The 14819-nt window shown below is 68.2% G+C and carries 14 protein-coding genes and 1 pseudogene; 9 read left to right on the top strand and 6 right to left on the bottom strand.

The window, feature by feature from the left end:
• Positions 1–55: 55 nt before the first annotated feature.
• The 3 genes from FJQ56_RS22445 to FJQ56_RS12110 form a co-directional block, all read right to left on the bottom strand.
• Positions 56–679: an alpha/beta hydrolase gene (locus tag FJQ56_RS22445; RefSeq protein ID WP_211350980.1), complete on the bottom strand. Its 624-nt coding sequence runs from the start codon at positions 677–679 to the stop codon at positions 56–58.
• A 111-nt stretch (positions 680–790) separates the two neighbouring features.
• Positions 791–1342 (bottom strand): uracil-DNA glycosylase, encoded by a 552-nt coding sequence (locus FJQ56_RS12115; protein WP_170215389.1) that lies wholly within the window; start codon positions 1340–1342, stop codon positions 791–793.
• A 266-nt stretch (positions 1343–1608) separates the two neighbouring features.
• Positions 1609–2532, bottom strand: a complete 924-nt coding sequence (locus FJQ56_RS12110; protein WP_139980683.1) for a LysR family transcriptional regulator — start codon at positions 2530–2532, stop codon at positions 1609–1611.
• A 93-nt stretch (positions 2533–2625) separates the two neighbouring features.
• On the opposite strand from FJQ56_RS12110, the gene FJQ56_RS12105 reads away from it, so the two are divergent.
• The 4 genes from FJQ56_RS12105 to crcB all read left to right on the top strand — a co-directional run bounded on the left by FJQ56_RS12105 (position 2626) and on the right by crcB (position 5255).
• Positions 2626–3768 carry a TDT family transporter gene (locus FJQ56_RS12105; RefSeq protein ID WP_139980681.1) on the top strand — a complete coding sequence of 381 codons (1143 nt, stop codon included), beginning with the start codon at positions 2626–2628 and terminating at the stop codon, positions 3766–3768.
• 203 nt (positions 3769–3971) lie between these two features.
• Positions 3972–4529: a fluoride efflux transporter FluC gene (locus FJQ56_RS12100; protein ID WP_211350978.1), complete on the top strand. Its 558-nt coding sequence runs from the start codon at positions 3972–3974 to the stop codon at positions 4527–4529.
• A gap of 32 nt (positions 4530–4561) precedes the next feature.
• On the top strand, positions 4562–4816 hold the full coding sequence (locus FJQ56_RS12095) for a DUF190 domain-containing protein (protein ID WP_246081779.1): 255 nt from the start codon (positions 4562–4564) through the stop codon (positions 4814–4816).
• Positions 4817–4883: 67 nt separating this feature from the next.
• Positions 4884–5255 carry a fluoride efflux transporter CrcB gene (gene crcB, locus FJQ56_RS12090; RefSeq protein ID WP_140009851.1) on the top strand — a complete coding sequence of 124 codons (372 nt, stop codon included), beginning with the start codon at positions 4884–4886 and terminating at the stop codon, positions 5253–5255.
• 269 nt (positions 5256–5524) lie between these two features.
• On the opposite strand, the gene FJQ56_RS12085 is transcribed toward crcB, so the two are convergent.
• Positions 5525–5884: an ester cyclase gene (locus FJQ56_RS12085; RefSeq protein WP_211348904.1), complete on the bottom strand. Its 360-nt coding sequence runs from the start codon at positions 5882–5884 to the stop codon at positions 5525–5527.
• Between the two features lie 236 nt (positions 5885–6120).
• On the opposite strand from FJQ56_RS12085, the gene FJQ56_RS12080 reads away from it, so the two are divergent.
• Positions 6121–7191 (top strand): sodium:calcium antiporter, encoded by a 1071-nt coding sequence (locus FJQ56_RS12080; RefSeq protein WP_139980677.1) that lies wholly within the window; start codon positions 6121–6123, stop codon positions 7189–7191.
• Positions 7192–7463: 272 nt separating this feature from the next.
• On the opposite strand, the gene FJQ56_RS22440 is transcribed toward FJQ56_RS12080, so the two are convergent.
• Both FJQ56_RS22440 and FJQ56_RS12070 read right to left on the bottom strand, forming a co-directional pair.
• On the bottom strand, positions 7464–7928 hold the full coding sequence (locus FJQ56_RS22440) for a tyrosine-type recombinase/integrase (protein ID WP_281284272.1): 465 nt from the start codon (positions 7926–7928) through the stop codon (positions 7464–7466).
• A 456-nt stretch (positions 7929–8384) separates the two neighbouring features.
• A protein-coding gene (locus FJQ56_RS12070) for an IS3 family transposase (protein WP_140009850.1) occupies positions 8385–9589 on the bottom strand; the annotation gives its coding sequence in 2 pieces (ribosomal slippage) (positions 8385–9302 and positions 9305–9589; 1203 coding nt in all).
• 620 nt (positions 9590–10209) lie between these two features.
• Between FJQ56_RS12070 and mobF the strand changes: the two are divergent.
• From mobF to FJQ56_RS12055, 4 genes and pseudogenes are all read left to right on the top strand, one after another.
• Positions 10210–11133, top strand: a pseudogene (gene mobF, locus FJQ56_RS23075) (MobF family relaxase); the annotation flags it as partial.
• 51 nt (positions 11134–11184) lie between these two features.
• Complete coding sequence (locus FJQ56_RS12065; RefSeq protein WP_379142380.1) at positions 11185–13032, top strand: ATP-dependent DNA helicase; 1848 nt, start codon at positions 11185–11187, stop codon at positions 13030–13032.
• A 149-nt stretch (positions 13033–13181) separates the two neighbouring features.
• Entirely contained in the window at positions 13182–13466 is a 285-nt protein-coding gene (locus FJQ56_RS12060; protein ID WP_246081777.1) for a helix-turn-helix transcriptional regulator, read from the top strand.
• Positions 13467–13625: 159 nt separating this feature from the next.
• Positions 13626–14789, top strand: a complete 1164-nt coding sequence (locus FJQ56_RS12055; protein ID WP_170215388.1) for a tyrosine-type recombinase/integrase — start codon at positions 13626–13628, stop codon at positions 14787–14789.
• Positions 14790–14819 lie beyond the last annotated feature (30 nt).

Here is a 14819-nt window from a genome sequence, read left to right as displayed (position 1 = left end):
TCGCGCTCCGGATCGGTTCACCGTGTCGCGCCACGCACGTCTGCTCCGCGCGGTCTCATGGGGCAGCGAAGCGCTTGAGGCGTTGGAGCATCGCCTCGAGGACCGGACCGGCCTGGTCTGTGGCGAAGATGTTCTGCGCGTGGGCCGAGCCCGGCAGGATCGTCACCTCGTTCTCCTCACCGGGGGAGGAGGCGGCCAGCTCCGTCGAGACGTTGGCCACGGGCTCGTCCTCGCTGGCCACGAAGAGCTTCGGCTCCTCCCCGAGACCGTCGACCGTTGCGTTCGGCGACAGCAAGATCAGCTGATCGGCCAGACCTGGGTCCTGGCTCGCGAGATCGAGGATGGCATCGGCCCCAGCGCTGGCCCCGACGAGCGCAACGTCAGCGACTCCCTGATCCTGCAGCAGTTCTACCGCGGCGCGAATCGCATCGGAGTCGATGTCCTCGACCGCGACCACGGTGGCTCCCTGGTCGGCGATCGCGACGGCTTGCTCCTCCCAGCTGGCAGCGTCGAAGGCGGCGCCGTGCGCGAGGACGACCCCGTAGTCGCCCTCGCCCCATCTCAGCGCTGGGGAGCCGGCCACGGAGATCGTCTGTCCCGAGGAGTCGCCAGCCGGGCTGCTGGTCGTCTCGGGTGCCCCTCCGCAGCTGGCGAGGGCCAGCACGACGAGAGTTGTCATTGCGGTTCGCCTCAGAGTCCCGAGCATGTCCGCCACAGTAGGTCGCCTGGTGGCCGACGTGCGCCTACGAGGGGTCGGCGGCAATTGGCTTCGCACCAGGGAGTGGGCCGCTCACCGGCAGAGATCTGCGGCTCGTTCCAGTGCGGCGGTGGTCCGCTGGAGAGCCTCCTGGCGCCGGTGTCCGTTGACGGGTGAGGGATGGGGAACGGCCAGGGTGGGGACGACGACCGGATGCTCGGCGAGCGTGAGGTACCTCATCCAGCCCTCGAGCGCCGCGCTGCCGAGGGGCACGACCACCCGGAGGTCGACCAGCTCGGCGAGCAGCGCGCTCAAGGCGGGCCGGGCGTCTTCCAGGTCATCGACCCGGGGGCTGCGGCGCCGACCATCAGGTCCGGTCAACGCCCAGGGGACGACGTTCCACCGCAGGCACTGCGCCGGGTCGAGCCTGGAGGGGGTCAGCGCCCGACGGACCTGACGGGTGGTGGGATCGTCGTTGTCGAGCGAACTGAAGCCGAGGTCGCCCGCGGCGACCGTCCTGGGCCCCGGCGCCTCCATCAGCAGCAGGACCTGGGCGCGGGTGCCCGCGCCGTCGGGGTCGAACCAGGGCACGAACCTGGAACTGCTCGGGCCTGCTAACCGCCACCGTTCGGCCAGCTCGTTCAAGCGGCCAACCGGGTCGTCGTGGACGCGCGCTCGTTTGCTGGCGGGGTCAGCCAGCACGGTGTCCGCTCCAGCCCACGGGCGCAACACCGACAGCCAGGCAGATGCCCGCGAATCCGGCGGCCAGCGGGAGCGGGAACGCCTGCTCATCCCGTACATGCGGCGGCGACGTCACAAAGGAAACCCTATGCCGAACCAGCGGCGAGCCATGTGCCCGCACCCGGCTCCACTTCGTGGGCCACCAGTTCATTGTGTAGGCGCTCTGGTGGTCAGCGCTCAGCCGCACGCGCGATCGCGACGAGGTCACGCACTACCCCGGCCGGCGGGTTCTTGGTTCCGACCCAGACGGCGCGGAAGTACCGTCGCAGATCGAGGTCCAGTACGGCCACGACGCTCAGGCTCCCGGAATCCACGTCGCGCGCGACGACGCGACGGCTGAGGAACGCCGGCGCGCTGCCGGCAAGGACTGCTTCGCGGACGGCGGTCGCGGTGGTGAGCTCCACCTCCGGGTCGCCCACCGCCAAGCCATGTTTGGCCAAGGCGATCTCAAGAACCTCGCGGGTTCCCGAGCCCTGCTCACGACTGGTCAGCGCAAGTTCTGCCACCTCCTCGGGCAACAGCGGGGTGCGTCGTCGACTCAGCGGTGTGCCGGCCGCCGCGACCAGAACGAGCTCGTCCTGGGCGACGGTCACCGACCGCACCGCCGCCGGCGCCTCGACTCCCTCGACGAAGCCCACGTGGGCTGTTCCTGCGCGAACCGCTTCGACCACGTCTCGGCTGTTGGAGGCATTGAGACTCACAGCCGTCGCCCGGTAGCCCTCGCCAAGCTGTCGTTGGCGCAACTGCACCAGCCAGCGGGGGATGAGACTCTCCGCGATCGTCATGCTGGCCCACACCACGAGCTCGCGACTGCGGTCGCCGCGCAACCCCTCGATCGCGGTGTCTACCTCGTCGGCTAGATCGAGCAGCCGCGCCGCCCACTCGGCTACGACCACGCCGGCCTCGGTGAGCTGTGATCCACGTGCGCCGCGTCGCACGAGCGTCAGCCCTGTCTGGGCCTCCATTCCCCGCACACGTTCGGACGCGGCCTGCTGGCTCATGCCGTTGGCGCGTGCCGTGCCACCGATGCTGCCATGGCGGGCGATGCCTACGAGCAGCCGCAGTCCATCGAGATCGGGAAGATGGGAAGACACAGGGCAAACTTACCGGTAGTCACAAGCCTTGGTTGTGGATGCACAGCTGGGCGGGGACTACTGAGCGACTGTGCGCGCTCGCAGACTGAAGTCATGAGCATTCTCGAATCCCGCACCAGCTCCAGCGTGCGCCCCGCGGATCGTCGTACCTTCCTGAGCGCTCTCGAGGGACGGCCCGCGTTCGGATTTATCGGTCCGAACTGGTTCGCCTCGGTGATGGGCACCGGCATCGTCGCGAACGCCGCCGCGACCTTGCCCGTCGAGGTCCCCGGTCTGCTGCTCTTCGCACGGGCCGTGTGGGTGCTCGACGTGATCCTGCTCGCTGTCATCAGTATGGCCACGCTCATCCACTGGACGCAGCACCCCCGCACCGCGCGGGGACACCTCGACGACCCGGCGATGTCGCACTTCTACGGCGCCCCGGCCATGGCGCTGATGACCGTCGGGGCAGGCGCCCTGCTGGTCGGTCAGCCGCTAGTCGGCCAGGGCACAGCCGTGGGCATGGACTTCGTGCTCTGGACTGCCGGCACCCTGCTCGGTCTCTGGACCGCGGTGGCGGTGCCCTACAAGGCCTTCACCACCCACGAGGTGAAGCAGGACGCGGCCTTCGGGGGCTGGCTGATGCCCGTCGTGCCGCCCATGGTCAGCGCGGCCACCGGTCCGCTGCTGCTGCCCCACCTGCCCGCCGGTCAGTGGCAGCTCAGCATGCAGCTGGCCTGCACGATGATGTTCGGCCTGACCATCGTGGCCAGCCTGGTCGTGATCACGATGATCTGGAGCCGGTTGGTGCACCACAAGGTCGGGGCCGCCGCCGCGGTGCCCACGCTGTGGATCGTGCTCGGCCCGCTCGGCCAGTCGATCACCGCCGCGCACACCCTCGGCGCGACAGCTGTCGACGTCTACCCCGCACCGTATGGGCGCGCCTTCGAGGCCGTGGGGCTCGTCTATGGCGCACCCATGTGGGGGTTCGCCATGTTGTGGCTGGCGCTCGCGATCGCCATCACGATCCGCACCGTGCGAGCAGGCATGCCCTTCTCGCTGACCTGGTGGTCCTTCACCTTCCCGGTCGGCACGGTCGTCACCGGGACGTCAGGACTGGCAGCCATTACGGGTGCGCACTTTCTGGTGTTCGCCGCAGTGGTCTTCTACACCGGTCTCCTGGTCGCTTGGGGCACGGTGGCGGTTCGTACCGGGCGGGGTGTGTTCTCCGGCCACCTCCTGCGCGCCCCGGCCTGAGCCTGCGGCGATGTCGCCAGCGTTCTCAGACGCTGCGTGGGGGCGGTGACGTGTCCGGGCGGTCGGGTCGCCCGCGTGGCCCGGAGTTGGTTAGCATGGGCGCACACGATGGCGGTGGGGCTCGCCGACAACCGTGGCGCCGGGCCACCAACAGTCCCTACCTGAGACAGGTAGGAGTTCGTGTGCCCGAAAGCAATGACCCCATGGCGGTCGATCGCCTGGTCAACCTCCCCATGGATCCCGACACGGCGACGGACACCGTCGCGAACGGGCCGCACCGTTGGCTCTCCTTTCTGAGGTCGCGGTGGGACGTGCTGCTGGCCATCAGTGCCGGCGGAGCCCTGGGGAGCCTGGCCCGGTGGGGTGTCGGGGCACTCGTCCCGTGGACGGGCTCGACCTTTCCGTGGGCGACGTTCATCGAGAACATCTCCGGGGGCTTCGCCCTCGGCGCGCTGATGGTGTTCGTACTCGACGTGTGGCCACCACGTCGCTACCTGCGCCCCTTCCTCGGCGTCGGCGTCCTGGGCGGCTACACGACGTTCTCGGCCTACATGCTGGAGACCCGGCACTTGCTCGCCGAGGGCCAGCTGGTCACCGCCTTCACCTATCTGGGCGGGTCGCTGCTGGTCGGGCTGTGCGCGGTGTGGCTCGGCATCGCTTCCGCACGCATGGTGGCGTTCGGATGGCCGCGCCGACGACGGCGTCGGCACCCCGAGCAGTCCACCATCGAGCCCACCGATTACCAAGTGAGGAATTCATGACGCTAGAAGGGCCTGCGACCAGGCTGACCATCATGGTGGGGGAGTCCGACCAGACCCACCACCACCCGGTCTACACCGAGATCGTGCACCGGGCACACCGGGCTGGACTCGCCGGCGCCAGCGTCCTGCGCGGCATCGAGGGGTTCGGCAAGTCCAACTACATCCCCACCACCCGGCTGTTGTCGCTGAGCGAGGACCTCCCCGTCGCAATATGCATCGTCGACGCCGAGGAACGGATCCGGGCCTTCCTCCCCGAGCTGGAGGACTTGAGATCGAGGGGCTGGTGATCCTGGACCCGGTCGAGGTCGTCCGGTACGCCGGCCGCCGCCCGTCCGGACGAGCAGAGGACCACCGGTGACGGTCGCGATGGTGCTGCTCGGCGGCGCGATCGGCGCGCCCCTGCGCTACCTCACCGACCTGTTCGTGCAGTCCCGACACGACAGCGTCTTCCCCTGGGGCACCTTCACCGTCAACGTCCTCGGCTCCCTGATCTTGGGCGTCACCGCAGCCGCGGTCATCGACCTCGGGGCGCCGGGGTGGGTGCTGACGTTGGTCGGCACCGGGTTCTGCGGAGCGCTCACGACCTTCTCTACCTTCGGGTTCGAGACCATCCGGCTGCTCGAGCAAGGGTCGGTCCTGACCGCCGCAGCCAACAGTGTCGCAAGCCTGGCCCTCGGACTGGGCGCCTGCGCGGGTGGCTTCGCGGTCGCCGCCGCGATGTTGTGAGACCGCCTTGGGACCCGCGACCGAACCTCATGCGCGAGCCGCCCAGGATCACGCAGCTCTACACCACCACCGGGGACTTGACCTCGCCGTCTCGGCGTGTTCCAGAGCCCGACTCACCGCGACGGCCGACCCGTCTGGTCAGGCGCTGGCTCGATGGGCATACCCCGACTGGCCGGTGACGGGGGACTCCTGCGTTGGCGTAGCAGCTTTGGTACGGCAGGAGCGCACACCGTCAATGGACCTGCCGTCGGTGTCTGCCGGTGCGATGCTCAGGCGAGTCCGAGTTGCGACATGATGCCGGCTTCGTCAGTGTCGCCCCAGCGCTCGACGAGCGTGGCGTTCTCGTCGAATTTGCTGATCTGCACCCCGCGGACCGCGAACGGCTTGCCAGTCGTGCCGTGGCCTTGGACGGGCCCGTCGTGAGTGCCGGTCAGCGTGTAGGCGAAGGCGACGTTGTCGTCGTCGGCCACAAGGTGCTCGACCTCGACCTCGACATGGAGGTCGGGGAAGGCAGCACGCATCTCGTTGAAGAAGGCCACGAAGCCAGCCGCTCCGTCCACCTGGCCCGGGGTGGGGTCGTGATCGACCTTGCCGTCGGCGACCAAGTCATGCAGAGCCGTGAGGGTCACCAGTGTTGACAGCCTCGCCAAAGGCTTGTTGTGCTGTGATGTTCGTGTCCTTGCTCATTGTTGACTCCTTGGTCGAGACGCGTTCTCGTCGTGAGACTGGTGCTGAGCCGCGGCACGACTGAACTGCCTCGCGTGGGTGGGGCGGATGCTGGGGTGTGGCCCGGGTGGTCGCGTCCCGTCGATGATCGGACTCGACTATCGTTGTCTTGCATTGTCGTCACGCATCCAGGAGATCTGTGTCCACGCTCCCGCTCGCCTGGTTGTTGTTGATCTTCGTCGGAGCTGCGGGTGCCATCTGGGTCGCTGGTGTGCAGTTGTCGAGGCAGACCGACGTGTTGGCCACCCGGCTCGGCTTGGGCTCCGCGCTCGGAGGCCTGGTCTTGCTCGCGGTTGCGACCAACCTGCCGGAGATTGCCATCGTGGTCAGCGCGTCGTTGGCCGGGAACGTCGGGGTCGCGGTCGGCAACATCTTGGGCGGGATCGCCATACAGACCGTCGTCTTGGTCCTCCTCGACGCCTTCGGCGTCAGGGGAGCCCGACCCCTCACCTACCGGGCAGCATCGCTCGTCCTGGTCCTGGAGGCCGTGCTGGTGGTCGCGATCCTTGCCGTGGTCGTGGCCGGCAGCCAGTTGCCGGCGGACCTGATCGTGTTTCGGCTCGAGCCCGGCGCGGTGCTGATCGCGGGGCTGTGGGTGGTCGGTCTGCTGCTGCTGCGCCGGGCCAGCCAGTCTCTGCCCTGGCACGAGGCCGGCGAGGCCCCTGACAACCAGGACCCCCCGCGTGGCCACTCCCGAGCACAGACAGAGCAGAAGGCCACCGAGAAGGGCGTGGCGACCTCGCGTGCCGCGATCGTGTTCGGGGTCGCGGCCTTGGTCACCCTCGTCGCCGGCGTGGTCCTGGAGCGCAGTGGAGACGCCATCGCCGGTGACATCGGTTTGTCTGGTGTGCTCTTTGGCGCCACCGTCCTGGCGGCGGCGACCTCTCTGCCCGAGCTGTCGACCGGTCTGACGTCGGTGCGCCAGGGTGACTACCAGCTGGCGATGAGTGACATCTTCGGTGGCAACGCGTTCCTGCCCGTCCTGTTCCTGCTCGCGGGTCTGATCTCGGGGCAATCAGTCCTGCCACAGGCCCAGGACACTGACATCTATCTCACCGCCCTTGCCATGCTGCTGACCCTGGTCTACGCCGCGGGCCTGGTCTTCCGGCCCGAGCGGCGCACGGCTCGGATGGGGCTGGACTCCTGGGTGGTCCTGGCGCTGTACGCACTCGGCGTCGCCGGCCTGTTCTCGATCGCCGCTGTCGGATAGTTCTGCTGAGCACGTGGCCCGGTAGAGATCATGGTCTGCCCGGGTCCGCGGGTCCGTCGTGGGAACCTCGGGTGCGCACTGGATGAGGAACTCGCCGAAGGAACGCAGGGCAAGATCGGCACCCGAGACGCTGCCGGGTCGCAGCAAGCACCCGATCTGCTCCAGGTAGCGCTGCATGACGTGCACAAGTTCGGGGCGCACTGAGAGTTCCTCCCAGGTCGCCAGCGGCTCGGGCGCAATCATCGCGCACCTGCCGGGCGTGCGGCGTAGACCTAGGCATCGATGACCTCGGCAGCCTTGCGGTACTGCGAGGTCAACCAGTCATCGGCCAGATGGAGGTAGATCCGGGTCGTTTCGATCGAGGCGTGCCCGGCTTGGGACTGAACGGCCTCGAGCGGCATCCCTGCTTCACGCAGCCGGGTCAGGCAGGTGTGGCGCAGTGCGTGGCAGGTCGCGTGGCCGATGCCGGCGCGGGTGCGTGCGGTGAGAAGGATTTGGTCGAGCCCTGCTGCGGTCAAAGGTCGGCCGCGACCGCCTTGCTTCAAGACCACGAACAGCTGATCGGTGGTGGCATCGGGTGGTCGTTCGGCGTCGAGGTAAGCCGCGACGTGGTCGAAGAACCGCGAGGAGGTCGGAACCAGTCGCTGGTGACCGCCCTTGCCGTCGGCGATGAAGACCCGCCGCTCGGCCACCCGTAGATCCTCCACCCGTAGCCCGACGACCTCGCAACGCCGCAGCCCACCGAGCTACATCGCAGCCAGCATCGCGCGGTCGCGGTGGGTCCGCAGCGCGGCGGTGAGCTGGTCGACCTCGTCGGGGGCCAGGATCCGTGGCACCGTCCGCGACGAGCGAACCAGCGGCACGCCCTGGTTCGGGCGGTTGCGTTCGCGTCGGGTCGGCAGACCGCGCGGGACCGGGTTCTTCGCCACGTCGCCGCGCGCGACAAGGTAGGCGTAGCCCGGACACCACCGAGAGCCGGCGCCGCAGGGTCCGGTTCGAGACCCCCGACTCATCACCGGCCACCGAGACAAGCGGGCCGCCGGTGCCGCTGATTGAAGACTTCCCGGCGCGCTGAGCAGTCATGAACGCCATAACCTCACGCGGCGTCACCTCCTGCGGCGCCACACCCACCACCGAGAAGAACACCCGCAAGTCATAGGCGGGACTGCTGCACGAATGGGTGACAGGTTCGGTTAGGCCGCTTGGGTCGCGGTTGGATTCATGATCAGTTCGAATTCGACTGGGGTCAATCTTCCGAGGGCGGCTTGTCGACGGCGTCGGTGGTAGGTCTTCTCGATCCAGGTCACGATGGCGATCCGCAGCTCCTGACGTGTGGCCCACGCGCGTTGGTTGAGGACGTTCTTCTGCAAGAGCGCGAAGAACGACTCCATGGCTGCGTTGTCGCCTGCGGCTCCGACTCGGCCCATGGAGCCGACCATCGAGTGGCGGTTGATGGCGTGGACGAACTTCCTGCTCCGAAATTGCGACCCGCGGTCGGTGTGGATCACACAGCCGGCCACATCAACACCCTCGATGCGGCGGCGAGCAGCAGCGTTGTTCAGCGCCGTGACCGCCAGGGACGACTGCATGCGTGAGTCGATGGAGTAGCCGACGATCCGGTTGGAGTAGGCGTCCTTGATGGCGCAGAGGTAGAGCTTGCCTTCGCCGGTCCAGTGTTCGGTGATGTCGCTGAGCCACAGCTCGTTCAGGCTGGTGGCCTTGAACTCGTGGCGAGTCACTCCGTGCTTGTCGGTGATCGCGCACAGGTCGTCGTGGACCGGTGGTCCTGGCTTCTTGGCGTTGCTGCCGCGCTTTTTGCCGTGCGAGGACCACCAACCCAGCTGCGAGCAGTACTTCCAGGCCGTCCGCTCGGCCATCGACTCGCCGACCTCTTCGGCCTCGTCGAGCAGGAACCGGTAGCCGAACTCAGGGTCCTCACGATGCGCGTCGAACAGGGCGTTGGCGCGGTAGGCCGCGGCCAGCTCGGCGCCGGTGACCGGGCTACGAAGCCAGCGGTAGTAGGGCTGGCGGGCGATCTTGAGGACCCGGCACGTCACCGCAACGGGGATCCCGTCGGCGGCCAGCTCGCGGACGAGCGGGTACATCATTTTCCCGGCAGGTTCGCCTGGGACAGGTAGGCGGCTGCGCGGCGTAGGACCTCGTTCTCCTGCTCGAGCAGCTTGATCCGCTTGTTGGCCTCGCGTAGCGCCTCGGACTCGCTGCCGGGCCTCAGTGAGCCCGACGAGCGGGTCGAGGTCTTCTCATCGACGGCGAGCCACCGCTTGAGGCAAGACGGCGAGATGCCGAAGTCCTTCGCGACTTGGGCCATCGAGGCATCAGAGTCGCGGTAGACCCGGATCACGTCCTCGCGAAACTCCTTGGGGAATGCCTTCGGCATGGTGCACATCCTTCCAGCGCCGACACACATCGACGCAGATCAGGTGTCACCTATCCGTGCAGCAGTCCCGGCCGTCGCAAGCACCGTGTTCGGCCGGCAACGACTCGCCACAAAGTCCAGGTAGTCATCAAGAAGCTTCACCCGAACCGCATGACCGGCTCACCCGAAGACCCCCTGGACCTGATCAGACACACATCAACGAACGACATTCCGGGCGCCTCCTGCCGGCACAGAACACCCGGCGGATCCGGGCACTCAGTCCTACGAGGGATACCCGCATATCAAGCATGTGAGGGCGTATAGGACTCGGCGCCTGCCGTTCGAACCCCACCGGTTCGCCGACACGCCGACGTTAGTAGTCCCCATGCCGCCTATGTCCTGCTCGCCGAGCTGGACCCGTGACGCGACGTTCCTCCACCCAGCATCTGAGATATCGACGGTTGTTCATGTACCCGATCAAAGTTCCATAATCGCGCCTAGGAACGCTAGAAGAATAGGCGGCACGTATGCTACGAATGTCCGTAGTCGGGTCGCCTTCGGGTGGCCCGTATTCGCATTTCTAGGATAATTGACGGAAATCGATTGTGGCTGATTGTTGGTGAATTGACGTGCATGGCGGGATGAAGGTCTACCGCGGCTCAGCTACTGCTGCGCGGACCTATGTCGAGGCTGATCGGTCGCGGGTCGATGACTACTACCTGGCCGAGGGCACGGGTCTGGCCGAGCGCCACGTCGCGGTCAGCGCCGCTGGTGAGGCAGCAGGTCGCGGCGCTCCGGGTGTCCGCGCCGGCCGCGCCATGGACGGCGACGCCTACGAGGCGTGGGTCGCAGGCCGCGACGCGGCCACGGGCCGCGGCAAGGGCCGGGTCCGGACTGATGACCAGGCGGTGCGGTTCGTGGAGGTTGTGGTCAACGGGCCCAAGACGTGGTCGCTGGCCGCGACGGTGCATCCGGAGGTCTCAGCTGCTTACGACGCGGCGCAAGACCGGGCTGCGGGTGAGGTGGTTGGGTGGCTGGTCGAGCACGCGACCACGCGGGTGGGGCCGCGGGGGCGGCAGGTCCAGGTGCCGGTGGAGGAGATCGAGGCCGCGGTCGTGCGGCATCACACTTCGCGTGCTGGTGATCCGCACCGCCACTTGCACTTGCAGGTCAACGCCCGGGTCTGGGCCCAGGGGGCGTGGCGGGGGATCCACACGGTCGGGGTCCGCGACTGCCTGGACGCGATCAACGGCATCGGACACGCAGCCATCGCCTGTGACCCGCAGTTCCGCGCAGTGCTGAGCAAGCACGGGTACACGCTGGATGCTGAGTCCGGGGAGATCGAGCAGCTGTCACCGTTCGCGGGTGCGTTCAGTGCCCGGGCGGCGCAGATCGGCCGCAACGTCGACACCTACGAGGCTCAGTGGCGCACCGCGCATCCCGGTCAGGAACCCGGCCCCAGACTGCGACGCACGTGGGATGCCCGGGCCTGGGCTGATGCGCGTCCGGACAAGGTCGTGCCGAAGGACGGGGCCGAGTTGCGGGCACGGTGGCTCGAGGAGCTCGCCGACCTCGGCTTCCACGCACCCACCGCGCCGGCTAAGTCGGCTGAGCCAATGGCGCCGAGGATCGGGCAGCTGAACCGTGACGTGTGCGTCGAGGTCGTGCTGTGCCGCCTCGGTGCACGCCGGTCGGGGTGGAACGCAGCCGATGTGCGCGGTGAGGTCGAACGGCTCGTGGCCTCGGTCGGGCTGGTCGCCGAGGCGCCGGCGCGGGTCGAGCTCACCGAGGACCTCACTGCCCGGACCCTGGCCCAGTGCGTACCGCTACTTGACCGGACTGATGTGCCCGAGCACATTCGGTCGTTGACCTCGTCGAAGGTGTTGTCGGTCGAGAACGAACTGACGGCCCACCTGACCAACCGCTCACCCATCACCGACACCAAGTCCGGCGCCGGGCCGGCGGAAGTCATCGCAGCCAACCGCGGGCTTGATGTCGCTCAGCAGAACGTCGCTGCGCACCTTGCCGGCGGGGCGCGGCTACTGCTGGTCGAAGGCGCTGCAGGTGCTGGGAAGACCTCGACCCTGGCCGCTGCCAACCAGGCCATGACGCAGGCCGGGCGGGGCCGGATGGTCGTGGTGACGCCGACCTTGAAGGCCGCCTCGGTCGCCGCCGAGGAACTGGGGACCGAAGCGTTCTCGGCGGCGTGGCTGGTCCACCAGCATGGGTTCCGGTGGGATCAGGACGGCCGTTGGTCGCGGGTTCTGGCTACGCCTGAGGATCGGGCGCGGTTGTTGCCGGGGGATCTGTTGCTTGTCGATGAGGCCGGGATGCTCGACCAGGACACTGCGTTGGCGTTGATGAAGATCGCCGACCAGTCAGGCGCACGCCTCGCGCTGGTCGGCGACCGGCACCAGCTGCCAGCGGTCGGACGTGGGGGAGTCCTGGACCTGGCCGCCGACGCAGCCCCCGACACGGCATGTCTGACTCTGGAGACGGTCCACCGGTTCGCCGATCCCAACTACGCGCACCTCACACTCGAGATGCGGACCGGGCAGAACGCCGCCGAGGTCTTCGAAGCTCTCCTGGCTCGAGGTGACATCCAGATCCATCCCAGCGACATCGAACGAGTTCAGGCCCTGACCAACTTCGCCGACGTCACCGGTATTAGCCACGACGGCGCGGAACATCAACGGACGCTGGTGGTGGCTGACACCCGCGAGCAGGTCGCCGCGCTCAACGCCGCGATCCGCGACCGTCGCCAGACCGACCAGAGGCACGACGACGGGCAGGCGCTCACGACCGCCGCGGGGGAGCGCATCGGTGTCGGCGACACCATCACCACGCGCCGCAACGACCGCTCTCTGGGGGTGGCGAACCGGCAGACCTGGACCATTACCGCGGTCGCCGACGACGGCGCCCTGACCATCGCCGGCGAACCCCTCGCGGTCGGCCCCAGCAGGCCAGGAACGCAGGGGGGAACGCAACCAGCAGCAGGACACCGAACAGGGACAAAGCCCCAGGTCAGCAGGGGGGAACGCACCCTTCCGGCGGCCTACGTCCAGCAGCACGTCGAGCTGGCCTACGCCCAAACCGTCTACGGCGCGCAGGGCGAGACCGTGGACCGTGCCCACTTCGTCCTGGGGGAGCAGACCGGTGCCGCGTCGGCGTACGTGGCGATGACCCGGGGCCGGGAGGCCAATACCGCGCACCTGGTCGCTGAGAGCGTCGATGAGGCCCGCGAGCAGTGGGTCGCTGTGTTCAGCCGCGACCGCGCCGACCTCGGACCAGCACGCGCAGCGACCAGAGCTGCAGAGGATCTCGACCGCTACGGCAGCCTCGACTGGGAGACCGCCGAAGCCATCCAAGTCACCGAGTCTGCGGCCGCAACACGCCTGCGACCGGACCGCGGCAGCCCAGCCGAGCTCCGCCCTGAACCGGCTCGTCCTGGCCGTTCGCGGTGACCCACCGCGGGTAGTCGACGAAAGTTTTTGGTCCGCAGTGATCGCCAGGGACCCCATCTTCGCCTTGGTCCTTAGTGAGAGAGCAAATTCCAGGCGCCGGGCTCGGCCGGTACGCGACGACGACGCCTCCAATCACGAGAGGACCCACCATGACCAACCTCGACAGCTCGTCCACCCCTGCGGCACAGGCCGGCATGTCCACGATCGGCTCCATGACCATCGGCTCGCTCGACGATCGACCCGACGCCGACTTCCTGACCCTGCCCGAGGTCGCCGATGTACTGCGGGTGCCGGTCAACACCTTGCGGTGGTGGCGCCAGCAGGGCACCGGGCCGCGCTTCTTCAAGATCGGGCGACGTCTGGTCACCACGGTCGGCGACCTGACCAGCTGGGTGGAGACGCAGAAGACCGGCACAGGCCCCGACGCGGCTTAAGACGCTCGGCGCGTCTGTGGGTTGTCCACAGGCGCGCCGAGTGCGCCGTTGTCCACAGCCACGTCCGGACCGCCAGCGCGGACCCGCCATTCGGACGTCGAATGCTGGGAAGCGGCACCGCCGCTCCTTCGTCGACCCCTCGAGATCAGGAGAATGCGCATGGCCAGCTACAGCGTGGCCAAGAGGCCCAACGGTCAGTGGAGAGCCCGCTACCGGGGCCCCGACCACAAGGAACGATCCCGGCACTTTGATCGCAAGGTCGACGCCGAGCGATGGGCGCGCACCGAGGTCGCCCGCCTCGACCGCGGCGAGTGGACCAGCCCCGAGCTCGGACGCCTCACCGTCGGCGAGTACTCCCAGGAGTGGCTGCGCAGCAAGGTCCGCATCCGCCCATCCACCCGACTGATGTACGACGTCGTCCTGCGCAACCAGGTGCTGCCCACCTGGGAGAGCGTCCGGCTCGACGCCGTACGCCACGAGGACGTCGGAGCCTGGATCGCCAAACTCCACGGCAACGGGCTCTCGGCCGCACGCACCCGGCACGCCTGGGTCGTCCTGTCCCAGATCCTCGAGCTCGCGGTCCGCTCGCACCGGATCCCGAACAACCAGGCCAAGGGAGTCGAGCTACCCGCCCTGCCCAGCAAGAGCGAGCGGGACAAGACCCGGTTCCTCGACGAGCGAGAGGTGTGGGCACTGGCCGAAGCCGCCGGCGACTTCTCGCTCTCCGTGCTCGTCCTGGCCTGGTGCGGGCTGCGGTTCGGCGAGCTCGCCGCCCTTCGCTGCAGCAGCCTCAACGTCACGAACCGCGAGCTACGCGTCTCGGCCACGCTCTCGGAGAGCAACGGCAAGCTCGTCGAAGGCCCACCCAAGACCGAGACCAGCAACCGCACCGTCCCGGTGCCGGCCTGGCTGTGCGACGAGCTCGCCGCACGGACCGAGGGCCGCGAGCCCACCGACCACCTGCTGACCTCACCCAACGGCGGGCCACTGCGCAGCGGCAACTGGCGCTACCGCGTCTTCGACCCGGCCGTGAAGAAGACCGGCCTGGCCTCCCAGCAGCGCGGCGACATGCTCCGCCCGCACGACCTACGACACACCTGCGCATCGCTCCACATCAAGCACGGAACGCCACCCAAGGTGCTCTCCACGATGCTCGGACACGCCTCCGTCGCGATCACCCTCGACCGCTATGGTCACCTCTACCCGGGCGAGGTGCACATGTTCGTCGACCGGCTCGGAGAGGTCGCTCTGGCCGCACGTGCGGACTATTTGCGGACAGCAGGCCGATCCGAGGCTCCGGACGGAGCGCCAGATCAGCCCTAGCAAGCCGCTGACCTGGGACAATGGAAAATG

The organism is Nocardioides plantarum, assembly GCF_006346395.1.
GTDB lineage: Bacteria > Actinomycetota > Actinomycetes > Propionibacteriales > Nocardioidaceae > Nocardioides > Nocardioides plantarum.
The sequence above is the reverse complement of the archived record's forward strand: the minus strand, read 5'-3'. Positions and strand labels throughout refer to the sequence as shown.